The 23,552-nt window shown below is 59.2% G+C and carries 20 protein-coding genes; 2 read left to right on the top strand and 18 right to left on the bottom strand.

What is annotated here, in order from left to right:
- Positions 1 to 51 precede the first annotated feature (51 nt).
- The 14 genes from nuoN to lrhA form a co-directional block, all read right to left on the bottom strand.
- Positions 52 to 1,509 (bottom strand): NADH-quinone oxidoreductase subunit NuoN, encoded by a 1,458-nt coding sequence (nuoN, locus tag ACJ8IN_RS15310; RefSeq protein WP_033635324.1) that lies wholly within the window; start codon positions 1,507 to 1,509, stop codon positions 52 to 54.
- 6 nt (positions 1,510 to 1,515) lie between these two features.
- Positions 1,516 to 3,045, bottom strand: a complete 1,530-nt coding sequence (nuoM, locus tag ACJ8IN_RS15305) for an NADH-quinone oxidoreductase subunit M (RefSeq protein WP_025303660.1) — start codon at positions 3,043 to 3,045, stop codon at positions 1,516 to 1,518.
- Between the two features lie 95 nt (positions 3,046 to 3,140).
- Entirely contained in the window at positions 3,141 to 4,988 is a 1,848-nt protein-coding gene (nuoL, locus tag ACJ8IN_RS15300; protein WP_015378577.1) for an NADH-quinone oxidoreductase subunit L, read from the bottom strand.
- Complete coding sequence (nuoK, locus tag ACJ8IN_RS15295; protein ID WP_004936014.1) at positions 4,985 to 5,287, bottom strand: NADH-quinone oxidoreductase subunit NuoK; 303 nt, start codon at positions 5,285 to 5,287, stop codon at positions 4,985 to 4,987. Before nuoK ends, nuoL begins: the two co-directional genes overlap by 4 nt.
- Positions 5,284 to 5,841, bottom strand: a complete 558-nt coding sequence (gene nuoJ / locus ACJ8IN_RS15290) for an NADH-quinone oxidoreductase subunit J (RefSeq protein ID WP_019453717.1) — start codon at positions 5,839 to 5,841, stop codon at positions 5,284 to 5,286. The genes nuoK and nuoJ overlap by 4 nt, the downstream gene beginning before the upstream one ends.
- Before the next feature lie 13 nt (positions 5,842 to 5,854).
- A complete protein-coding gene (gene nuoI / locus ACJ8IN_RS15285) occupies positions 5,855 to 6,397 on the bottom strand; it encodes an NADH-quinone oxidoreductase subunit NuoI (RefSeq protein WP_025160170.1) in 543 nt (180 codons plus the stop codon).
- A 14-nt stretch (positions 6,398 to 6,411) separates the two neighbouring features.
- A complete protein-coding gene (nuoH, locus tag ACJ8IN_RS15280; RefSeq protein WP_004936022.1) occupies positions 6,412 to 7,389 on the bottom strand; it encodes an NADH-quinone oxidoreductase subunit NuoH in 978 nt (325 codons plus the stop codon).
- On the bottom strand, positions 7,386 to 10,124 hold the full coding sequence (gene nuoG, locus ACJ8IN_RS15275; protein WP_049234003.1) for an NADH-quinone oxidoreductase subunit NuoG: 2,739 nt from the start codon (positions 10,122 to 10,124) through the stop codon (positions 7,386 to 7,388). Before nuoG ends, nuoH begins: the two co-directional genes overlap by 4 nt.
- A 76-nt stretch (positions 10,125 to 10,200) precedes the next feature.
- Positions 10,201 to 11,547 carry an NADH-quinone oxidoreductase subunit NuoF gene (gene nuoF / locus ACJ8IN_RS15270; protein WP_015378579.1) on the bottom strand — a complete coding sequence of 449 codons (1,347 nt, stop codon included), beginning with the start codon at positions 11,545 to 11,547 and terminating at the stop codon, positions 10,201 to 10,203.
- The gene (nuoE, locus tag ACJ8IN_RS15265) at positions 11,544 to 12,095 is read right to left on the bottom strand and encodes an NADH-quinone oxidoreductase subunit NuoE (protein ID WP_033635327.1); all 552 of its coding nucleotides are present in this window, start codon (positions 12,093 to 12,095) and stop codon (positions 11,544 to 11,546) included. Before nuoE ends, nuoF begins: the two co-directional genes overlap by 4 nt.
- A 2-nt stretch (positions 12,096 to 12,097) precedes the next feature.
- Positions 12,098 to 13,894 (bottom strand): NADH-quinone oxidoreductase subunit C/D, encoded by a 1,797-nt coding sequence (gene nuoC, locus ACJ8IN_RS15260; protein WP_004936036.1) that lies wholly within the window; start codon positions 13,892 to 13,894, stop codon positions 12,098 to 12,100.
- Positions 13,895 to 13,990: 96 nt separating this feature from the next.
- Positions 13,991 to 14,665: a NuoB/complex I 20 kDa subunit family protein gene (locus ACJ8IN_RS15255; RefSeq protein ID WP_004936039.1), complete on the bottom strand. Its 675-nt coding sequence runs from the start codon at positions 14,663 to 14,665 to the stop codon at positions 13,991 to 13,993.
- A gap of 15 nt (positions 14,666 to 14,680) precedes the next feature.
- Positions 14,681 to 15,118, bottom strand: coding sequence for an NADH-quinone oxidoreductase subunit NuoA (gene nuoA / locus ACJ8IN_RS15250; protein WP_025303663.1), 438 nt, complete (start codon positions 15,116 to 15,118; stop codon positions 14,681 to 14,683).
- Between the two features lie 707 nt (positions 15,119 to 15,825).
- On the bottom strand, positions 15,826 to 16,770 hold the full coding sequence (lrhA, locus tag ACJ8IN_RS15245; protein WP_060422697.1) for a transcriptional regulator LrhA: 945 nt from the start codon (positions 16,768 to 16,770) through the stop codon (positions 15,826 to 15,828).
- Between the two features lie 854 nt (positions 16,771 to 17,624).
- Here lrhA and ACJ8IN_RS15240 point away from each other — a divergent pair.
- Both ACJ8IN_RS15240 and yfbR read left to right on the top strand, forming a co-directional pair.
- Positions 17,625 to 18,839 (top strand): pyridoxal phosphate-dependent aminotransferase, encoded by a 1,215-nt coding sequence (locus tag ACJ8IN_RS15240; protein ID WP_004936047.1) that lies wholly within the window; start codon positions 17,625 to 17,627, stop codon positions 18,837 to 18,839.
- A gap of 107 nt (positions 18,840 to 18,946) precedes the next feature.
- Positions 18,947 to 19,546 carry a 5'-deoxynucleotidase gene (yfbR, locus tag ACJ8IN_RS15235; protein WP_025303666.1) on the top strand — a complete coding sequence of 200 codons (600 nt, stop codon included), beginning with the start codon at positions 18,947 to 18,949 and terminating at the stop codon, positions 19,544 to 19,546.
- Between the two features lie 27 nt (positions 19,547 to 19,573).
- On the opposite strand, the gene ACJ8IN_RS15230 is transcribed toward yfbR, so the two are convergent.
- The 4 genes from ACJ8IN_RS15230 to yfbV all read right to left on the bottom strand — a co-directional run bounded on the left by ACJ8IN_RS15230 (position 19,574) and on the right by yfbV (position 23,269).
- Entirely contained in the window at positions 19,574 to 21,424 is a 1,851-nt protein-coding gene (locus ACJ8IN_RS15230; protein ID WP_071883829.1) for an SLC13 family permease, read from the bottom strand.
- A gap of 79 nt (positions 21,425 to 21,503) precedes the next feature.
- Positions 21,504 to 22,160, bottom strand: coding sequence for a sugar phosphatase (locus tag ACJ8IN_RS15225; RefSeq protein ID WP_308325925.1), 657 nt, complete (start codon positions 22,158 to 22,160; stop codon positions 21,504 to 21,506).
- Positions 22,161 to 22,177: 17 nt separating this feature from the next.
- Positions 22,178 to 22,672, bottom strand: coding sequence for a YfbU family protein (locus ACJ8IN_RS15220; protein WP_016926898.1), 495 nt, complete (start codon positions 22,670 to 22,672; stop codon positions 22,178 to 22,180).
- Between the two features lie 141 nt (positions 22,673 to 22,813).
- Entirely contained in the window at positions 22,814 to 23,269 is a 456-nt protein-coding gene (gene yfbV / locus ACJ8IN_RS15215) for a terminus macrodomain insulation protein YfbV (RefSeq protein WP_004936061.1), read from the bottom strand.
- Positions 23,270 to 23,552: the final 283 nt, after the last annotated feature.

Below are 23,552 nucleotides of genomic sequence, written 5' to 3'. Positions count from 1 at the left end.
TCCCCATAAAAAAAGGCCGCCGAAGCGACCTTTTTATCGTTTGAAGCGTTATCAGAACGTCGGCTGCGCCATCTGCACCAGCGAAATCAGCGGCTGCGGATAGACGCCCAGCAGCAGCACCAGCGCGGCGGAGATCAGCACCACGACGCCACCGGCGGTCAACGCCCAGTTGTTCGGGGTATCGCGCTGCAGCGATTCCGGCGCGCTGAGGAACAGGCTGACGGTCACGCGCAGGTAGTAGTACAGGCCGATGGCGCTGCCTACCACAACCGCGCCGGTCAGCCACCACAGGTGTGCGCTGACGCCCATCGCGATCACGAAGAACTTGCCGATAAAGCCCAGCGTCATCGGGATACCGGCCAGCGACAGCATCATCACCGTCATCACCGCGGACAAGATTGGCTTATGCCAGAACAGACCGCGATAAGAGAACAGTGAATCCGCATCCGGGCCGCGGTACGGGCTGGACATCAGGCTGACCACGCCGAAGGCGCCCAGGCTGCTGAACAGGTAACCGGCCAGGTAAACGCCGGCGGTTTCCAGCGACAGCTGATGGGTTTGCACCGCAATCAGCGCCACCAGCAGGTAGCCCAGGTGAGCGATCGACGAGTAGCCCAGCAGACGCTTGATGTTGGTCTGGCTGATGGCCATCAGGTTACCGAACAAGATAGAGCAGAACGCGATGATCGACAGCACCATGCGCAGCGCTTCGTTGTCGGCAGCCGGGGCATACAGGAACAGACGCATCACGACCGCGAAGATCGCGATCTTGCTGGCGGTCGCCAGGAAGGTCGAGACCGGCGCAGGCGCGCCCTGATACACGTCCGGCGTCCACAGTTGGAACGGCACCAGCGACAGCTTGAAGCCCAGACCGACGATCATCATGCCCATACCGGCCAGGATCAGCGGCTGGTGCATCATGTTTTCCTGCAGGCTCTTGCCGAGGCCGGCCAGCGACAGATCGCCGGATTCGGCATACAGCAGCGCCATGCCGAACAGCAGGAACGACGACGCGGCGGCGGACAGCAGCATGTACTTGATGGCGGCTTCCAGCGGGCGCTTCTGGCGGTAGGCGTAGCCCACCAGGCCGAACAGCGGCAGCGAGATCAGCTCGATACCGATGAACAGCGAAGCCAGATGGTTGGCGCTCGCCAGCAGTATGCCGCCCATGGCGGCGATCAGCACCAGCAGGTAGAACTCTTCACGGTTATCCGGATAGCCGACCAGCCACGGATAGGCGAAGGTGCAGGTCGCCAGACTCGCCAGCAGCACCAGCCCGGTGTAGAACATCGAGTAACCGTCAACCCGCAGCAGCGGGGTGACGTCCATTGGGCCTGCCTGGCCGACAAAGTACAGCGAAAGCAGCGCCAGGTTGAGACCGATCACGGTCAGGGTGGCGTTGATAAAGTGGTCGCGTCGCCACGCAATGCCTAGCATCACAACCACCACCGTCAATCCGACGATCAACAGCGGCAGCAGTGCGATCAGTTGTTGAGGAGTTATTGTCATGGCGAATTACGGCCTTGTTGTTGAAATTGCTGAAACTGACGAACCAAACCAGTGTTGCACGTTGCTCATCGCCGCGTTGGAAGTATCCAGAATCGGCTGCGGGTAAACCCCCAGCAGAACCAGCAACACCACCAGCAGCAGAATGATGAACAGTTCGCGCGCGGTCATGCCCTGCAGCGGCTGGTCGGATTTAGGCGCACCGTAGTAAGCGCGCTGCATCATGATCAGCGAGTAAACCGAAGCGAACACCAGACCGAAGGTAGAAATCACGGTGATCACCGGCACCACCTGGTAGCTGCCGAACAGAATCATGAATTCGCCGACGAAGTTACCGGTACCCGGCATCCCCAGCGTAGCCACGGCGAAGAACAGCGACAGCGCAGGGATGAACTTGATACGCCCCCACAGGCCACCCATCTGACGCATGTCGCGGGTATGCAGGCGCTCATACAGCTGGCCGCAGATGATAAACATACCGGCGGCGGACAGGCCGTGCGCGATCATCTGGATCACCGCGCCCTGATAAGCCAACTGGCTGCCGGTGTAGATGGCGATCAGCACGAAGCCCATGTGCGAGACCGAGGTGTAGGCGATCAGACGCTTGATGTCGGTCTGCGCGAACGCCATCCAGGCGCCGTAGAAGATGCCGATCACGCCCAGCCACATGGCGATTGGCGCAAACTCGTGCGAAGCCTCAGGGAACAGCGGCAGGCTGAAACGCAGCAGGCCGTAGGCCGCGGTTTTCAGCAAGATGCCCGCCAGGTCGACGGAACCTGCGGTCGGCGCCTGGCTGTGCGCGTCCGGCAACCAGCCGTGCAGCGGCACCACCGGCATTTTCACCGCGAAGGCGATGAAGAAGCCCAGCATCAACAGATATTGCACGTTGTGGGACATCGGCGTTTGCAGCAGGTCTTCGTAATCGAAGGTCCACACGCCGGTGGCGTTGTAGTGCACGAACACCAGGCCCAGGATCGCAATCAGCATCACCAGACCGCTGGCCTGGGTGTAGATGAAGAACTTGGTCGCCGCGGTGATGCGGGTTTTACCGTCCGACGCCTTGTGGCCCCACAGCGCGATCAGGAAGTACATCGGCACCAACATCATTTCCCAGAAGAAGAAGAACAGGAACATGTCGATGGCGAGGAACACGCCGATAACGCCGCCCAGGATCCACAGCAGGTTGAGGTGGAAGAAGCCCTGATACTTCTGGATTTCACGCCAGGAACAGAGGATCGCCAGCACGCCCAGCAGACCGGTCAACACCACCATCAGCAGCGACAGGCCGTCCAGCGCCAGGTGGATGGAGATGCCGAAGCGCGGGATCCACGGCAGCAGGAATTCGCTCTGCCACTGCGGAATGCCTTTCGGCGTGGTCAAGGTATAGCCGCCCTGCATCCACAGCTGCAGAGAGAGCGCCAACGTCAGCCCCATTGCGATCAGCGCTATCCAGCGCGGCACCTTAGTACCGAAGCGCTCAAGCTGCCAGCACAGCAGACCGCCGATAAAGGGGATAAGAATTAGCCAAGGTAATAGCATGGCGTTTTGTGTCCCTTATACGAATAATTTCAAACTTTGTACGTAGCGCCTGCCCGGCGCTACGCCCGAAAAATGCGTCTGTTTAAATTATTCAATTAAACCAAAATCAACAGAGCCAATACGACCACTGCACCCACACCCATAGACGCTATATACCAACGCACCTGACCATTCTCGCTCACCGTCAGACCGCGGTTCCCCCAGCGGGAGAAGACGGCCGGCAGGTTCATCAGCGAGTTCAGCGGATCGCGCTGCAGCAGCTTCGCAATGCCCAGGTACGGCTTGACGAACACTTTGTCATACAGCCAGTCGAAGCCCCAGGCATGGAACCACCAGGTCGAGAAGAAACGCCCCGGCGCGCTGTTGGCGATGCTGTTGACCAGGCTGCGTTTGCCCAGCCACAGCGCGGCCGCCAGCAGAATGCCGACGATAGCCACCACGCCGGAGGTGATTTCCAGCGTCAGCACACTGCCGTGCGCCAGCTCGGTCGTCTCCGGCAGCACGCCCTGCAACGGCGGCACGATCATCGCACCAACGAAGGTGGACAGCACCAGCAGAACCAGCAGCGGCAGGTGGTGAGTGATGCCTTTACCGGCATGCGCTTTGATTTTCTCTTCGCCGTGGAACACGATGAAAATCATACGGAAGGTGTACAGCGAGGTCATGAATGCGCCGACCAGGCCGGCCACCATCAGGTTGATGTGGCCGTTGGCCATCGCGCCCGCCAGGATCTCGTCCTTACTGAAGAAGCCGGCCGTGACCAGCGGCAACGCAGACAGCGCCGCGCCACCCACCAGGAAGCAGACGTACACCAGCGGGATGCTCTTGCGCAGGCCGCCCATCTTGAAGATGTTTTGCTCGTGGTGGCAAGCCAGGATCACCGAACCGGACGACAGGAACAGCAGCGCCTTGAAGAACGCGTGGGTCATCAGGTGGAAGATCGCCGCGTCCCATGCCTGCACGCCCAGCGCCAGGAACATGTAACCGATCTGGCTCATGGTGGAGTAAGCAAGCACGCGCTTGATGTCGGTCTGCACCAGCGCGGCGAAGCCGGCCAGCAGCAGGGTGACCGCACCGACGATGCCCACCAGGTGCAGCACTTCCGGCGCCATCAGGAACAGGCCGTGCGTACGGGCGATCAGATAGACGCCCGCGGTCACCATGGTCGCCGCGTGGATCAGTGCGGAAACCGGGGTTGGGCCCGCCATCGCGTCCGCCAACCAGGTTTGCAACGGCAGCTGCGCCGATTTACCGACCGCGCCGCCCAGCAGCATCAGGGTTGCCCAGGTGATGGCCGTATCGCCCACCGCCAGTTTCTGCGGCGCCAGGATCATCAGCTCGCGGATGTTCAGCGTGCCCAGCTCGTTGTAGAGGATGAACAGCGCGAACGCCAGGAACACGTCGCCCACGCGGGTCACGATGAAGGCTTTCATCGCCGCCGCGCCGTTGGCCGGATCTTTGTAGTAGAAGCCGATCAACAGGTAGCTGCACAGGCCCACGCCTTCCCAACCCAGATACATCAGCAGCAGGTTGTCCGCCAGCACCAAGACCACCATGCTGGCGATAAACAGGTTGGTGTAAGCGAAGAAGCGCGAATAGCCCTCTTCACCACGCATGTACCAGGAGGCGAACATGTGGATGAAGAAGCCGACGCCGGTGACCACCGACAGCATGGTCAGCGACAGGCCGTCCAGCACCAGGGTCACGCCGATATTGAAGTTGCCGACGGCCATCCAGGTCCACAGGCTTTGCTCGAACAGCTGCACGCCGGCGGCTTTCTGGGCGAAGAAATCCATCGCCACATACACCGTGACCAGCGCAGCCAGGCCGATAGAGCCCACGCCGACGGTGGCCGCCGTGTTCTCAGACCAACGACCGCGGGAAAATGCCAACAGCAGGAACCCGATCAGCGGTAGCAGAATTGTTAAATATAATAGGTTCATCCGCGCATCTCACTGACAGTATCAATATTCAGGGTATGACGACGACGGTAGAGCTGCAGCAGCAGCGCCAGGCCGATACTGGCCTCGGCTGCCGCCAGACTGATCGCCAGGATGTACATCACCTGCCCGTCCGCCTGGCCCCAGTAGCTTCCCGCCACGATAAACGCCAACGCCGCAGCGTTGATCATCACTTCCAGGCTGATCAGCATAAACAGCAGGTTGCGGCGCACCAGCAGCCCGGTCAGCCCGAGCACAAACAGGATAGCCGCCAGGATCAGGCCGTGTTGAAGAGGGATCATGCTTGCTCCTCCGATTTTCTTCTCGCCATTTCGCCACTCGCCGGCGCGTTGCTCAGCACCTCGCCAGGCTTGTGCTCGCGGCCGATATGGAAGGCGACAACCAGACCCGCCAACAGCAGCATTGAAGCCAGCTCAACCGCCAATACGTAAGGCCCGAACAGGCTGATGCCCACCGCCTTCGCATCGACCATCTCGCCGCTGATACCCTGGTCGGATACGCTGCGGATCGCGACGATCAATACCACCAGCAGCGCCAGCGACAGCAGGCCAGGCCCGATCCACACCGTCGGCTTCATCCAGTCGCGCTCTTGCTGCTGCACGTTGCCGAGGTTCAGCATCATCACCACGAACACGAACAGCACCATGATGGCGCCCGCATAGACGATGATTTCCAACGCGGCGGCAAAGTAGGCGCCGAGCGAGAAGAAGACTGCCGAGATCGCCAATAACGAGACGATCAGATACAGCAGCGCATGCACAGGGTTGGTATGGGTGATCACGCGAATCGTCGCGGCCACCGCAATCAAACCTGCCAGGTAAAATGCAATTTCCATGCTTGCTGGCTCCTTAGGGCAACAGACCTTTGACGTCGATCGGTTTGGCTTCGTTTTCGGCTTCGCCTTTGGCTTTGCCGTCAATCGCCATACCGGCCATCCGGTAGAAGTTATATTCCGGATATTTACCCGGCCCCGAGATCAACAGATCTTCTTTTTCGTACACCAGATCCTGACGCTTGTACTCGCCCAGTTCGAAATCCGGCGTCAGCTGGATAGCGGTAGTCGGGCAAGCCTCTTCGCACAGGCCGCAGAAAATGCAGCGCGAGAAGTTGATGCGGAAGAACTCCGGATACCAACGGCCGTCTTTCTGCTCCGCTTTTTGCAGCGAGATACAGCCGACCGGGCAGGCCACCGCACACAGGTTACAGGCGACGCAGCGCTCTTCGCCGTCCGGATCGCGCGTCAGCACGATGCGGCCACGGTAGCGCGGCGGCAGGTAAACCGGTTCTTCCGGATACATCTGGGTTTCGCGCTTGGCGAAGGCATGCATGCCAATCATCCAAATGCTGCGCACCTGGGTGCCGAAACCAACCACTAACTCTTTCAATGTCATGGTTTATTCACCCCTTATTGAGCGTTGTACAAAATGACCGCGGCGGTTGCCAGCAGGTTCAGCAGCGTCAGCGGCAGGCACACTTTCCAGCCGAAGGACATCACCTGGTCATAACGCGGACGCGGCAGCGCGGCACGGATCAGGATGAACATCATCATGAAGAAGGCCGTTTTCAACGCGAACCAGATGAATGGCGGCAGGAACGGACCCTGCCAGCCGCCGAAGAACAACGTCACAATCAGGGCGGACACGGTGACGATACCGATGTATTCCCCCACGAAGAACAGACCGAACTTCATGCCGGAATATTCGATGTGGTAACCGTCGGCCAGTTCCTGCTCGGCTTCCGGCTGGTCAAACGGGTGACGGTGACACACCGCCACGCCGGCGATCGCGAAGGTCACGAAGCCGAAGAACTGCGGAATGACGTTCCAGACGTGCGCCTGGGATTCAACGATAGCCTGCATGTTGAACGAATCCGCCTGCATCACCACGCCCATCAGCGACAGACCGATGAACACTTCGTAGCTCAGGGTTTGCGCGGAGGCGCGCATCGCGCCCAACAGCGAGTATTTGTTGTTGCTCGACCATCCGGCGAACAGCACGGCGTACACCGCCAGGCCGGCCATCATCAGGAAGAACAGAATACCGATGTTGAGATCGGACACCGCCCAGGTCGGGCTGACCGGCACGATGGCAAATGCCAGCAACAGGGAAGTAAAGGCGATCATCGGCGCCAGGGTGAAGATCACCCGGTCGGAGAATCTCGGCACCCAGTCTTCCTTGAAGAACATTTTGATCATGTCGGCGACCAGCTGCAGCGAGCCGCCCCAGCCTACGCGGTTCGGTCCGTAGCGGTTCTGGAACAGGCCGAGCAGGCGGCGTTCGCCGAAGCTCATGAATGCCCCGCACGCCACGACCACCAACAGGATCACGACCGCTTTAAGAATGGCGATCAGAATGTCGATCACCTCAGGGGTAAACCAGCTCATCGTGCCGCCTCCCGCAGATTGTCTACCTTAGCACCCACCAAGATCGGCGGGATCCCTGGCAAGCCGAGCGGCAAACCAACCTGGCCCTGGGTCAGGGTTTCACTCAGACGCACCGGCAGACGCAGGGTCTGGCCCGCACAGCTGAACTCCACCAGGCTGCCCGCGTTGACGCCAAGCGTCGCCGCGTCGGCCGGGTTGACCATCACGTAGGCTTCCGGCATGCGCTGCTGGATCACGTGAGAGCGCTGCGACATTTCGTCGCTGCCGAACAGGTGGTAGTACGGCGCGACACGCCAGCCGTCGTTCGGATTGAACGCGGCAGGCACGCGGTCGAAGTAACCGAGGCTGCCCTCCCCCGCTTCGATCAGGCGCACGCCCGGATCGCCGTGGCGCAGTTTGCCGCCCACTTCGGCCTGGAACTTGTTCCATGCCTGCGGTGAGTTCCAGCCTGGCGCCCAGGCGAACGGGATCTGCTGACGATCGGCCAGCGGACTGTTGTTCCCTTCCATCGAGAAGGCGAACATGGTGTCTTTATCCTGCGGCTGACGCGGCTCGTGCACGCTGATGTTGGCGCGCATGGCGGTACGGCCGCTGGAGCGGTGCGGCGAACGCGCCAACTTCTGACCGCGAATGCGGAAAGTCGCGTCCGGCGCGGCGTCGACGATGCCCTGCAGCTGCGGCAACGCGGCGACGCAAGCGGCGATCACGTCATCGAGCTGGGTCCAGTCCACGTGGCGGCTGGTGTAGGTGGAGTGCAGCGAGTGCATCCAGCGCCAGCTTTCCAGCATCACGGTGAACTGATTTTTCTTGGCGTCGTCGTAGTAAGCCGGATCGTATACCTGGAAGAAGCGCTGCGCGCGGCCTTCCTGGTTGATCAGCGTACCGTCGCTCTCGGCAAAGCTGGCCGAGGAGAGGATCAGGTTGGCTTTGTCCATGATCGCGGTGCGCTGGTGGTCGGCGACGATCAGGTTGTTGACCTTGGCCAGCGCCGCGTCCACCTGCGCCGCCGGCGCATGACGATAGAGATCGTTTTCCATCACGATGGCGGTATCGGCTGCGCCGCTCGCCAGCTGTTCCAGCGCCTGATCGAGCGAACCGCCGCCGATCATCGCCAGGCCCATGCTGTTGGCTGCGCCCGCCACGAAGGTGATGCCGACGTCGGAACCGCGGCCCTTCAACGCTTTGGCAATGTTGGCCGCCGCTTCGATGATGGCTTCGCTGCCGGCGTTGCTGCCGGTAATAATCAGCGGTTTGCGTGCGCCGGTCAGCGCCTGCACGATGATATCGACTTTCTTGTTCAGGCCTTCAGCCAGATCGTTCACCGCCGGCGCCGCGCTGTCCAGCGCGTGAGCGATGGCGAAGCCGAAGCGCGCCTGCTCGTCCACCGGCGCGCGGTAGTTCCAGGCGGCGATGTCGTCCAGGCGGGTGTTGTCGACGTTGGTGGTGAACAGCGGGTACTTGGCGTGCTGGCCGATGTTCTGCACCGCCGCGATCTGCCAGTCGGCCACGCGTTGCGCCGCCGCCATCGCGCGGGCTTTGCCCTTGACGGCCTGACGCACGGACAGCGCGATACGCGCGCCGGTTTGCGTCAGGTCTTCGCCCAGCACCAGCACCGCGTCGTAATCTTCGATCTCACGCAGCGCCGGCGTATGGACGCCGCCGTTTTTCAGCACGTTCAGCATCAGCGCCAGGCGTGATTGCTCCGCCTGAGCGATACCGGTGTAGTAGTTCTCGGCGCCGACCAGCTCGCGCAGTGCGAAGTTGCTTTCCAGGCTGGCGCGCGGAGAGCCGATGCCGATGGTTTTCTTCGCCTGACGCAGGATGTCCGCCGCGCCCTGCATCGCCTGCTCGGCGTTCAGGGTGATCCAGTCATCGCCGCGCAGCTGCTGCGGTTGACGCGGACGATCTTTCTGGTTGACGTAGCCGTAACCGAAGCGGCCGCGGTCGCACAGGAAGTAGTGGTTCACGCTGCCGTTGTAACGGTTTTCGATACGGCGCAGCTCGCCATAGCGCTCGCCCGGGCTGGTGTTACAGCCGATGCTGCACTGCTGGCAAATGCTCGGCGCGAACTGCATGTCCCATTTACGGTTGTAGCGCTCGGAGTGCGTTTTGTCGGTGAATACGCCGGTCGGGCACACTTCCACCAGGTTGCCGGAGAACTCGCTTTCCAGCGTGCCGCTTTCCGGGCGACCGAAGTAGACGTTATCGTGCGCGCCGTACACGCCGAAGTCGGTGCCGTCCGCATAGTCTTTGTAGTAACGCACGCAGCGGTAGCAGGCGATGCAGCGGTTCATCTCATGCGAGATAAACGGCCCCAGCTCCTGGTTGTTGTGGGTGCGCTTGGTGAAGCGGTAGCGGCGGAAGCTGTGGCCGGTCATTACCGTCATATCCTGCAGGTGACAGTTACCGCCTTCCTCACAGACCGGGCAATCGTGCGGGTGGTTGGTCATCAACCACTCGACCACGCTTTCACGGAACTGCTTCGCTTCGCCGTCATCGATGGAGATGAAGGTGCCGTCGGATGCCGGGGTCATACAGGACATCACCAAACGGCCGCGCGTATCTTCCGCGTTTTGGTATTGCTTTACCGCACATTGGCGGCAAGCGCCGACGCTTCCCAGCGCCGGATGCCAGCAAAAGTAAGGAATATCAAGGCCGAGGGAGAGACAAGCCTGCAGCAGGTTGTCCGCTCCGTCTACCTCATACTCTTTGCCGTCTACATGAATCGTAGCCATAGTCAGCATGCTTCCAAGTGGCCTGCCTTGCGGCAGGCGTTAATCAAAAATTCTGGCCGTGTTCGGGCGAGTCGGCTTACCAGCGCTGCTTCAGCAGATTGTTCGGCTGAATGCCGCCAATCGCATGGGCGTTGCCGAAGTGCTGCACGGCGATGCCCGCCTCGAACTCTTCACGGAAATATTTAATCGCGCTTTGCAGTGGCTCTACGGCACCTGGCGCGTGGGCGCAGAAGGTTTTGCCCGGGCCGAGGGAACGGCACAGCTGTTCGAGGGTTTCGATATCCCCCGGCTGCCCTTCGCCGTTTTCCAACGCACGCAGGATCTTCACGCTCCACGGCAGGCCGTCGCGGCATGGTGTACACCAGCCGCAGGACTCGCGGGCGAAGAACTCTTCCAGGTTACGCACCAGCGGCACCATGCCGATCTCGTGGTCTACCGCCATCGCCAGCGCGGTGCCGAGACGGCTGCCGGCTTTGCCGATCGCGCCGTATTCCATCGGCAGATCGAGGTGATCGGCGGTCAGGAAGTCGGTCCCCGCGCCGCCCGGCTGCCAGGCTTTGAAGCGCAGACCGTCGCGCATGCCGCCGGCGTAGTCTTCCAGGATCTCGCGCGCGGTGGTGCCGAACGGCAGCTCCCAAACGCCCGGATTTTTCACCCGGCCGGAGAAGCCCATCAGCTTGGTGCCTTTGTCCTCACTGCCGGAGATGCCGGTGTACCACTCCACGCCGTTCGCCAAAATGGCCGGCACGTTGCACAGCGTTTCGACGTTGTTGACGCAGGTCGGCTTGCCCCACACGCCGGCGCTGGCCGGGAATGGCGGCTTGGAGCGCGGGTTGGCGCGGCGGCCTTCCAGCGAGTTGATCAGCGCGGTTTCTTCGCCGCAGATGTAACGGCCGGCGCCGGTGTGCACGATCAGCTCGAAATCAAATCCGGTGCCGAGAATGTTTTTGCCCAGATAGCCGGCTTCGGTGGCTTCCGCGATGGCGCGACGCAGGTGCGCCGCCGCTTCAATGTACTCGCCGCGCAGGAAGATATAGCCGCGGTAGGCTTTCAGCGCGAAGGCGGAGATCAGCATGCCTTCCACCAGCAGGTGCGGCAGCTGCTCCATCAGCAGGCGGTCTTTATAGGTGCCCGGCTCCATTTCATCGGCGTTACACAGCAGGTAACGGATGTTCATGGATTCGTCCTTCGGCATCAGGCTCCACTTCAAACCGGTGGAGAAGCCCGCGCCGCCGCGGCCCTTCAGCCCGGAGTCTTTCACCAGGCCGACGATCTCGTCCGGGGCCAAGCCTTTGAGGGCCTTTTCCGCGCCGGCATAGCCGTTTTTGCTGCGGTATTCGTCCAGCCACAGCGGCTGCTTGTCATCACGCAGCCGCCAGGTCAGCGGATGCGTTTCGGGAGTGCGTACAATGTGCTTGGTCATTGATACTGCTCCAGTAGCGTCTCGATATCTTCAGGCTTCAGCTGACTGTGAGTGTCGTCATCAATCATCATGGTCGGCCCTTTATCGCAGTTGCCCAGACAGCAGGTCGGCAGCAGCGTGAAGCGGCCATCAAAGGTGGTTTGACCCGGCTTGATGTTCAGCTTCTTCTCGATAGCGGCCTGAATGCCCTGGTAACCGGTGATGTGACAAACAACGCTGTCACAATAACGGATCACGTGACGTCCTACCGGCTGACGGAAAATCTGGCTGTAGAACGTGGCCACGCCTTCTACGTCGCTGGCGGGGATGCCCAGCACTTCCGCGATGGCGTAAATCGCACCGTCCGGAACCCAGCCGCGCTGCTTCTGCACAATTTTCAGTGCTTCGATGGAAGCGGCACGCGGATCCTCGTAATGATGCTTTTCGTGCTCGATCGCATCACGTTCTTCCGCACTCAGTACAAATGCATCAACGCCGCTCTGAGGAGCGGCTGCGTTGATGGGCTCGAGCGCATCATTGACTGCGTGATTGTCTTTTTGAGAGTGCATAATTAGCGGTCCACATCTGACATAACAAAATCGATACTACCCAGATAGACGATCAGGTCGGAAACCAGGCTGCCACGGATGACCGATGGGATCTGCTGCAGGTGCGCAAAGCTCGGCGTACGTACCCGGGTGCGGTAGCTCATGGTGCTGCCGTCGCTGGTCAGGTAGTAGCTGTTGATCCCTTTGGTGGCTTCAATCATCTGGAATGATTCGTTGGCTGGCATCACCGGGCCCCAGGAAACCTGCAGGAAGTGGGTGATCAGCGTTTCAATGTGCTGCAGCGTGCGCTCTTTCGGCGGCGGCGTGGTCAGCGGGTGATCGGCCTTGAACGGGCCTTCCGGCATGTTGTTCAGGCACTGTTCGAGGATGCGCAGGCTCTGGCGCAGCTCTTCCACCTTCAGCATCACGCGGGTGTAGCAGTCGCTGGTGCCGTCGCCGACCGGCACTTCGAAGTCGAAGTTCTCGTAGCCGGAGTACGGACGCCATTTACGCACGTCGAACTCGACGCCAGTGGCGCGCAGGCCGGCGCCGGTCACGCCCCACTCCAGCGCTTCTTTGGCGTTGTAAGACGCTACGCCGATGGAACGGCCTTTCAGGATGCTGTTCTTCAGCGCCGCTTTCACGTAGGAGTCCAGACGCTTCGGCATCCAGTCGAGGAATTCACGCAGCAGGCGATCCCAGCCGCGCGGCAGATCGTGCGCAACGCCGCCGATGCGGAACCAGGCCGGGTGCATACGGAAACCGGTGATCGCTTCCACCAGATCGTAGATTTTCTGACGATCGGTAAAGGCGAAGAACACCGGGGTCATCGCGCCGACGTCCTGAATGAAGGTGGAGATGTACAGCAGGTGGCTGTTGATGCGGAACAGCTCGGACAGCATCACGCGGATGGTGTCGACGCGCTCCGGCACCTTGATGCCGGCCAGCTTCTCGACCGCCAGCACGTAAGGCATTTCGTTCACGCAGCCGCCGAGGTACTCGATACGGTCGGTGTACGGAATGTAGCTGTGCCAGGATTGGCGCTCGCCCATCTTCTCGGCGCCGCGGTGGTGATAGCCGATATCCGGCACGCAGTCGACGATCTCTTCGCCGTCCAGCTGCAGAATGATGCGGAACGCACCGTGCGCGGACGGGTGGTTCGGGCCGAGGTTGAGGAACATGAAATCTTCGTTCTCGGTGCCGCGCTTCATGCCCCAGTCTTCCGGCTTGAAGGTCAGCGCTTCCATCTCCAGATCTTCTTTCTGCTTGGTCAGCACGAAAGGATCGAATTCGGTGGCGCGCGCCGGGTAGTCCTTGCGCAGCGGGTGCCCTTCCCAGGTCTGCGGCATCATGATGCGCGACAGGTGCGGGTGGCCGTCGAAGGTGATGCCGAACATTTCCCAGGTTTCGCGCTCGTACCAGTTGGCGTTCGGGAACACCTTGGTCGCCGTCGGCACGTGCAGGTCTTTTTCAGACAGCGCCACCTTCAGCATGATGTCGCGGTTGCGTTCGATGGAAATCAGATGGTAGAAAACGGAGAAATCCGCAGCGGGCAGGCCATCGCGGTGGGTGCGAAGACGTTCGTCCACGCCATGCAGATCGAACAGCATGACATACGGCTTCGGCTGTTTTCTCAGGAACGTCATTACTTCCAGCAACTGGTCAGGTTTAACCCATACCACGGGCATGCCGGTACGGGTGGCCTGAACAGTAAAGGCTTCCGGCCCAAAACGGTTGCGCAGTTCGCCGATCACCGGGTCGTCAAGGTGATCTCGGGTCTGCCAGGCAGGCAAGGCGTCGTGCGTCGTCAAATCTGTCATAATTTTTTTTCACCACACTAAAGGGTTATTCGCCGCAAGTTTCACTTTTCGCTGTGTTAACCAATAGCGCACTAAGATGGACGTTAAATGAACGTCTTAAATCTCGTCAGGCGTCCGGAGGTTGGTCACCGCGATGCGCTCGCCGTGTTTACGCTCTCTTTCAGACTGCATATTGGCGCGGTAAACGCCCTGATCGCCGACAACCCACGACAGCGGGCGACGTTCTTTGCCGATGGATTCCTGCAGCAGCATCAGCGCTTGCATGTAGGCTTCCGGACGCGGCGGGCAGCCGGGAATGTACACGTCGACCGGCAGGAACTTGTCCACGCCCTGCACCACGGAATAGATGTCGTACATGCCGCCGGAGTTGGCGCAGGCGCCCATCGAGATCACCCACTTAGGTTCCAGCATCTGCTCGTACAGGCGTTGGATGACCGGGGCCATCTTGGTGAAACAGGTACCGGCCACCACCATCAGGTCAGCCTGACGCGGGGAGGCGCGCAGTACTTCCGCACCGAAACGCGCCACGTCGTGAACGGCGGTAAACGACGTCACCATCTCCACGTAACAGCACGAAAGGCCGAAGTTATACGGCCAAATAGAGTTTTTACGCCCCCAGTTCACCATGTCATGCAGCGCATGTTCGAGTTTACCCATGTAAACCGTGCGGTGGACCTGTTGTTCCAGGGGATCGGCGACGATCTCCTGTTTTTGCAGGGGATAACGGTCGTTCTCACCGTTCGGGTCTATGCGGGTGAGCGTATAGTCCATCTTAATGCCTCGCTGTTACTGCGGATGACTGTTGGTGTTAGTGATCGTGCTCGGTTTGCTGCGGCGTTGGGAACGCGCCGGAGTCCAATCCAACGCGCCGATGCGCACCAGATAAACCAGACCGGCCAATAGCACCAAAATGAAAATGGCGGCTTCGATAAAGCCTACCCAGCCGCTCTCGCGAACCGAGACCGACCAGGCGTACAGGTATAAGGCTTCAACGTCGAAAATAACGAAGAACATGGCCACCAGGTAGAACTTGGCGGACAAGCGCATGCGCGCCGTACCGACCGAGTCGATGCCTGATTCAAACGGGGTGTGTTTGGCGCGCGCCCGGGCTCTCCCGCCCAAGAAGAACGCACCCAGCAGCATTAAGCCGCAGAGCCCGATAGCCACGACGAGAAATACGGCGAGCGCCCAGTGATGAGCGATAACTTCAGTGGTTGTTGACATACTCTATGCTTACTCATCAAAAGTGGCGTCGATCGCGCTGCTCTTGTCACCGGCAGTTAGTGCGCCACATCGATTTAAGGGAAGGATAAATAACCACACAAACAAACTGCTTTTACAGCGAGTTAGGCAGCGTTTTTCTGTGGGCTTTTTACTCCTTTCTATAACCTTTTGTCAACTTTGACAAAAGTATCTACACACTAGTTTACATACGTATCATTTGATTAACATTTGATGCGCCAGGGGCTGGCTAAATCGTGTCAGTTAATTTTTGTGTAGAAACAGATAGATATAAACCAACGTGCACATTTCAGTTTTACTATACCATTGTCTCAGGAATTCCCTGTTCTTCCACTCACTACCTAGGGGTATTTTTTTGATCCAGGACACGTTTTCAGCATAAATCCTCAAAAAAAGTGTGGCCCTTTAACAATTTTCCTCAAATTAAGCCGCAAAAACGGCCGCTATAAGCTAACAAAATAACCCTTCTATTACCATGCCTTTAACCCATTCAATCTTATTGCTCAAAAAACACACTCAACGTCTTAAACCCGGCCAAACTCTCTTTTCAGTAACGCTTAAAAGTCAATAAAATAGCCAACTCATAACAAAATCGTTATCAAACCCCTATAACAGTAAAAATAGCCATAAAAAGGCAAAAAAAAACCTCCGCCGAAGCAGAGGTTTTCATCAGATATCACGCCGCGGCGTTATTCTTCCTCGTCCACCAGGCTGGCGTCATCCTGATCGCCCTGGAGACCGGCTTCCGCGCCGTTGAAGCCATAGCCGTCATTGCCGCCCTGCATGGCGCTGAAGATGGCCATCGCCAATTCGTTGCTGCACTGCGTGTTTTTGCACAGCGCATACTGGGTATCCGGCAGCGGCGGCAAACCTTCCACCGCTCCCAGCACCCGCAGGTCGGGGCTCATCATCTCGATCGGCCGCGCAGTCACGCCCAGGCCGGCCTTACAGGCCGCCCGCACCGCGGACAGCGTCGAGGCAACGTAGGCGATGCGCCACGGGATACCGGCTTCGTCCAGCTGCTTGATCGCCAGCGCGCGGAACGGGCTTGGCTCATCCATCACCACCAGCGGGATCGGTTCGCCGGCCTGATAGTGGTAATCGGCGGCGCAGTACCACAGCGTCGGCGATGTGCGCAGCACGATGTGCGGGTGCCCGGCCGGATCGGCCGTGGTCACCGCCAGATCGATTTCGCCCTCTTCCAGCAGATCGACCATCGTCGTGCTGCGCTTTACGCGCACGTCAATGGACAGCTTCGGATAGATGGCGGTCACGCGGTTCAGCAGGAAAGGCAGAATGGTATCGGCGGTGTCGTCGGAAGCGCCGATGGTCAGAACACCTTTAATATTGTTGTACATCAGCGAGGTACAGGCTTCGTCGTTAAAGCGCAGGATCTTCCTGGCATAACCGAGAAGCTGAATACCATGCTCAGTCAGGAGTTTGTTGCGCCCATGGCGGGCAAACAGTTCTTTGCCGACCAGTTGCTCTAATCGCTGCATTTGTTGACTGACGGCTGATTGAGTACGGCATACGGCGACGGCCGCCGCCGCGAAGGTATTCAAATCAGCAACCGCAACAAAGGTTCTTAGCAGATCGAGGTCGAGATTAAGTATCGGACGATTTGCAGTTGTCATAGTGTATTCTTCACTTTTTTAAATTCTAATTTACGAACTACTACCCTGGTGTGTTTCTCAGACGCCGTTGAAAAGGACGGAGCCTGTTATGACAGTACCCCACTCATAAGTGGAGGGCAAAAAAATTACTTATGATTCGTTACCTCTATCGCTTTTTAAAATGCGATCTATCGATGGTGCTTATAGAACGCGGGGGCTGAATATCGGTGGAAAGGGAAAACCCCCACCGAACCTGAGATTTTACTCATTCATACTGCCTAATTTCCACTCCATTCGTGCTACTGAGAACCCTTATCAACCGGCGGCCACACTGCATTACAGAGCAAAAAAGATAAATAATTAACGGTATCGACTTCGTGTTACTACTCAATGAATTTAATAAATTCAATCAGTAAGATTTTTACTTTAAATAATAGTCCTATAACCACATAAACAATGCTTAAGCTAAAATATAAAGTAAAGCTAATGTAAATATGCCATTTTCTTAGTGTGGTGCGCTAACCGACAACCCGCTATCAGACAACTCCGGTATTATCGTTCCTTTACAGTTTATTGAAGCCCATTCTCCCTTTCGGCTTATCAGTTCACTGCTGCCGGCCGCGATCGCTGGCATGTCGCGTTTATCGATGCGGGATTTTACAGAACAAAACCCTAATAAAATTATAGTTCATGAAATTATGAACCACAAAATAACTTTACCTTTGCTTATCATAACTAAAATCCCCCGTTACGCCATGCATTTGCACCAAAGGCGTGCAAAACCCTTCAAAAGCAACTACGCCAGGAGTACATTGGGCGGGTTGCGGCGTCCCACGGTAGGAGCGCCCCTATCCCAGCAAAAGGCTCAACTTTTTATGTCCCCCATTGAGAAATCCAGCAAACTGGACAACGTCTGCTATGACATTCGCGGCCCGGTGCTTAAAGAAGCTAAACGTCTTGAAGAAGAAGGCAACAAAGTCCTGAAACTGAACATCGGCAACCCTGCCCCGTTCGGTTTCGACGCCCCTGACGAAATCCTGGTCGACGTGATCCGCAATCTGCCCACGGCGCAAGGCTATTCCGACTCCAAGGGCCTCTTCTCGGCGCGTAAAGCGATCATGCAGCACTATCAGGCGCGCAACATGCGTGACGTGACCGTTGAGGATATCTACATTGGCAACGGCGTCTCGGAACTGATCGTCCAATCCATGCAGGCGCTGCTCAACAGCGGCGACGAAATGCTGGTGCCGGCGCCGGACTACCCGCTGTGGACCGCCGCGGTATCGCTGTCCGGCGGCAAGGCCGTGCACTACCTGTGCGATGAGCAGGCCGGCTGGTTCCCGGATCTGGACGACATCATCAGCAAGATCACCCCGCGCACCCGCGGCATCGTGATCATCAACCCGAACAACCCGACCGGCGCGGTTTACAGCAAAGCGCTGCTGGAACAGATCGTCGAGATCGCCCGTCAACACAACCTGATCATCTTCGCCGACGAGATCTACGACAAGATCCTGTATGACGAAGCCGAGCACCATTCGATCGCCGCGCTGGCGCCGGATTTGCTGACCGTCACCTTCAACGGCCTGTCGAAAACCTACCGCGTGGCGGGCTTCCGCCAGGGCTGGATGGTGCTGAACGGGCCGAAGAAGCACGCCAAAGGCTATATCGAAGGGCTGGAGATGCTGGCTTCGATGCGCCTGTGCGCCAACGTGCCGATGCAGCACGCCATTCAGACCGCGCTGGGCGGTTATCAGAGCATCAGCGAGTTCATTCAGCCCGGCGGCCGCCTGTACGAACAGCGCAACCGCACCTGGGAGCTGCTCAACGACATCCCGGGCGTCTCTTGCGTGAAGCCGCAGGGCGCGCTGTACATGTTCCCGCGCATCGACGCCAAGCGCTTCAACATCCACGACGACCAGAAACTGGTGCTGGATCTGCTGCTGCAGGAAAAAGTGCTGCTGGTGCAGGGCACCGCGTTCAACTGGCCTTATCCGGATCACGTGCGCATCGTCACCCTGCCGCGCGTAGACGAGCTGGAAATGGCGGTCGGCAAGCTGGGCCGCTTCCTGGAAGGCTACCACCAGTAATCGCCTGGGGCGCAGCGCCTTGTTGCGCCCTTCTCTCACTGCCCGGTTGCAAAATTCGCCGTCACTGCTTCACAATGGGGCCCTCACTTGCCGTTAAAGAGAGCACCATGAGCCAGAGCCATTTCTTCGCCCATCTGTCCCGCCTGAAACTGATCAACCGCTGGCCGCTGATGCGCAACGTGCGTACCGAGAACGTTTCCGAACACAGTCTGCAGGTGGCTTTTGTCGCCCACGCGTTGGCGGTGATCAAAAACCGCAAATTCAACGGCAACCTCAACGCCGACCGCGTTGCGCTGCTGGCGATGTACCACGACGCCAGCGAAGTGATCACTGGCGACATGCCGACGCCGATCAAGTACTACAATCCGCAGATCGCCCACGAATACAAGAAGATCGAAAAGATCGCCCAGCAAAAGCTGCTGGACATGATCCCGGCGGAGCTGCGCAACGATTTCCGCACCATTCTCGATGAGCACTACTACAGCGAAGATGAAAAGCAGGTGGTGAAGCAGGCGGACGCGCTGTGCGCCTACCTGAAATGCCTAGAGGAACTCTCTGCCGGCAACAACGAATTCACCCTGGCCAAGGCGCGGCTGGATAAAACCCTGGAACAGCGCCGCAGCCCGGAAATGGACTACTTCATGGACGTGTTCATCCCCAGCTTCAGCCTGTCATTGGACGAAATCAGCCTCGACAGCTCGCTGTAACCCCGCCGGCGCAGCCTCGCTGCGCCGTTAAAAGCCGTAGAGCCACGGCACCACAATCACGCTGACCGCCATCACCAGCAGGGTGAACGGCACGCCGAGACGCACGAAATCGCCGAACTTGTAATTGCCCGGCCCCAGCACCAGCGTGTTGACCGGTGAAGAAACCGGCGTCATAAAGGCGGCGGACGCGGCGATGGCGATAATCATCGCGAACGGGTATGGCGAAACGCCCATTTCGCGCGCGGCGGCGATGGCGATCGGCGCCATCAGCACCGCCGTCGCGGTGTTGGAAATAAACAGGCCGATGGTGGCACACAAGACGAACAGGCACAGCAGCATCACGCGCGGCCCCGCACCGCCGGCGACGTCCATCAGCCCGCTGACGATCAGATCCACCCCGCCGGTCTTTTGCAGCGCCTGCGCAAACGGCATCATCCCGACGATCAAAATGATGCTCGGCCAATGGATCGATTTATAGGCGCTTTCCATATCGATACAGCGGAACTTGCCCATCAGCAGACAGGCGATCAGCGCCGCGATCGGGTTGGGGATTTCGTCGGTCAGCATCATCGCCACCATCAGCGCCAGACAAAACAGCGCGTGCGGCGCCTGGGTGATCGCCGGCGCCACTTCGTCCACTTCGGCCGGCAGATTGAGCACGATAAAGTCGTGGGTTTTGGCCTGCAGCTGACGGATCGCCTTCCAGTCGCCGATCACCAGCAAGATGTCGCCCAGCTCCAGCGGCTCGTCCACCAGCTTGCCGCCCAGCGTCTCGCCGTGGCGGCGGATGCCCACCACGTTCAGATCGTAGCGGCTGCGGAACGCCGCTTCGCGCAGGCTTTTGCCCAGCAGCGCCGAGTCCGGGATCAGCGACACCTCTGCCATGCCGACGTTGCGCGACTGTTCAGAGAAGTAATCGCCGCGCAGCACCATCGGCTCCAGCCGCTGCTCGCCGCAGAATTCGCGCAGATCGACCTGGCTGTCCGACATGTCGATTAAAAGAACGTCGCCCTCGCGCAGCTCGGTGCTGCCGGAGGCGCTGACCATCACCCGCCGGAAGCGTTTCCAGCGCTCAATGCCCACCACGTTGGCGCCATAGCGCGCGCGCAGGTGCAGCTCATCCAGCGAACGCCCAATCAGCGGCGAAGCGCTGCGGACAGCCAGCCGCCGCGCGCGGCCGGTCAGCTTGTAGTCGCGGATCAAATCGCGGAAGGTTCGGCGCTGCCAGTCATCGCCGGCTTTGCCCGTGTCACCGCTGCCCAGCCAACGCCGAGCGATCAGCATGTAACCGACGCCCAGCGCCAACACCGCCAGACCGATGGGCGTCACGCTGAAGAAGCCGAAACCATGGATGCCTTCACGCACCAGTTCGCTGTTGACCACCATGTTGGGCGGCGTGGCCACCAGCGTCATCATGCCGCTGATCAGCCCGGCGAAGCTGAGCGGCATCATCAGCCGCCCCGGCGCAATCTTCATTCTGGCCGTCACGCTGAGCACCACCGGGATAAAGATCGCCACCACGCCGGTCGAGCTCATGAACGCCCCCAGCCCGGCGACCGTCACCATCAGCAGCATCAACATTTTGGTTTCGCTGCTGCCGGCCACTTTCACCAGCCAGTCCCCCACCTGATAGGCCACGCCGGTGCGCACCAGCCCTTCGCCGATCACGAACAGCGCGGCGATCAAAATCACGTTGGGATCGCTGAAACCGACCGTCGCCTCCTGCAGGCTGAGCGTGCCGCTCAGCACGAAGGCGATGATCACCAACAGCGCCACCACGTCCATACGCAGCTTGTTGGTGGTAAACAGCACGATGGCAATCAGCAGTAAACTCAGCACCCACAGTAATTCGCTGTTCAAAACGGCCTCATCCGGCAAATGTCCAAGGGCCTAAAAAATAGCATAAAAAAACCCCGCCGAAGCGGGGTCTAATCAATTAGGGTGAAGATAATGCCGCTCAGGCCAGCCGGAGAACGATCGCGCCCTGCGCCGTTTTATCGACGGCGATCTGCGCCAGCGAATCCAGCCGCAGGTCGACCTGCTCCAACTTCGGCGTATCCGCCGGCGCGTTGACCGCGATCACCTGGCAGCCCGCGGCCAGGCCGGAGAGAATGCCGGCCGGCGCGTCTTCAACCACCACGCACTCGTGCGGCGCCAGCCCCAAGCGCTCGGCGCCCAGCAGATAGGCGTCGGGCTGTGGCTTGCCGTGTTTAACCTGCTCGGCGGTGATGAACACCTCCGGCTGCGGCAAACCGCCGGCCTGGCGGCGAGCGCCGGCCACCGGCACCGAACCGGAGGTGACGATCGCCCAAGGGATGCCGAGCGCGTTCAGGCGCTCCAGCAGCGCAATCGCGCCCGGCAGCGCGCGAACGCCGTCGGTATCCTGCGCTTCCACCTGCTCCAGCAACTCGAACTCGCGCTGAATTTCCGCTTCGCTTTCGCCCGGCATAAAGTGGCGCAGAGAAGTAATGGCCTGTTTACCGTGAATGAAGTCCAGCACCGCTTGCGGGTTGACGCCGCGGCGTTCGGCCCAGTGCGTCCAGGCGCGCTCTACCGCCGGCAGCGAATCCACCAGGGTGCCATCAAGATCGAACAGAAAACCCTTACACTCCACAGAAAACCTCTTCTTAATCAAGCATTGATGATTTGCGCTATCTCAACGGCGCTCAAGTGATACTGGCGCGGACAGGCCAGCCAGATCGCCAGCATGCGCTGGTATTTTTCCCACATTTTGGTCTGGGCGTTGAAACCGTGGCTGCCGGAATCGAAGTGAGTATAGCGCCCCTCGGTGCTGACCAGGAAACGCACGTAGCTCAGGTAGCGCGCCTCGGTGGCGGCGTCGAAGCCGAGAAACGCCAGGCGGCGCTCGTCCAGATCCTGCTTCTCTTTCAGGTTGCCCCAGGAAACCTGCAGCGCATGGTGCATCTCCATCACGTTGATGATGGTGCGGCACACCTCTTCGCTCAGTTCGCCGAAGTCGCGATCCAGTTCGCGCATTTGCAAACCGAAGCCGCGTTCGACGATGGTTTGCAACCGGCGATAACGGTCGCCATTGTCCGGATCGAGCAGGGTCATCATCTTGTACTGGTTCGACAGGATCAGCCGCTGGGCGTTGGTCATTTCCATCAGGATTTCCTCATTTCTGTGTGATGGCGGGAGCATCGCACAGCGCAAGAACGCAGGAAATCACAACTCGACCGTTCTTTGATTTAAACCGGGGTTATTGGCGCTTTGACGAGAAAGGCCGCACAACGCGGCCTTTTTCATTTACAGATCGTCGAGGAAAGTTTTGTCCAGCTGCTTGAAAGCGCGCTTGAGCAGATCGGCCAACGTCTGATAGGTCGGCGTGCCTTCGAGCGGCGCCACCGCCTGCCCGGCTTCCGTCAGCTTGTTGCGCACCTCATGGAACCATTGCAGCAGCGTCGGCGGCAGCGGCGTGACCGAACGGCGCCCCAGCCACCACAGCCCCTGCATCGGCAGGCTGCAGGCGAACAGCGCGGTGGCGATCGCCGGGCCGAGCTGGCCGCCGAGAGCGATCTGCCAGGTCAGCGTGAAAATCGCCAACGGCGGCATGAAACGGATAGCGAAACGGGTGGCACGCGCAACGCGGTTCTCCGGAAAGACCGGTGCCAGACGTTTGTCCGACGGCCAGGTTTTCATATAATGCTGCCCGCGCTGGAAGACCTGAAACCAGCTTACGGAACCGGACGGTTTGCTCGTCATTGCGTACCTCAACGTCACGTAAAGAAACTAAAAGCGTGCTGCCAGAGACCATACTAAAAAATTTGAAGCTTTAAATTTATTTTGTGTTTACACCGGGCTATCGGTATCCTAAGCCGGCCTTGTGGCCGGTAGAAGATGACGCAAACTTTGTCAACTTTTAGCCCTATAAAAATCAAGATTATTTAAACCGCAGAGAAATCATCGGTTTTTCCATCATCCTGTGATTTGTGCACGTCACATGATGTTAATCATAAATGTCATCGGCACTATGCGCTACGCTTGT

It is taken from the genome of Serratia sp. CY31944 (assembly GCF_052169175.1).
Taxonomy (GTDB): Bacteria; Pseudomonadota; Gammaproteobacteria; order Enterobacterales; family Enterobacteriaceae; genus Serratia; species Serratia sarumanii.
Note: the sequence above shows the minus strand (reverse complement) of the source record. Positions and strands in the feature narration are given on the sequence as shown.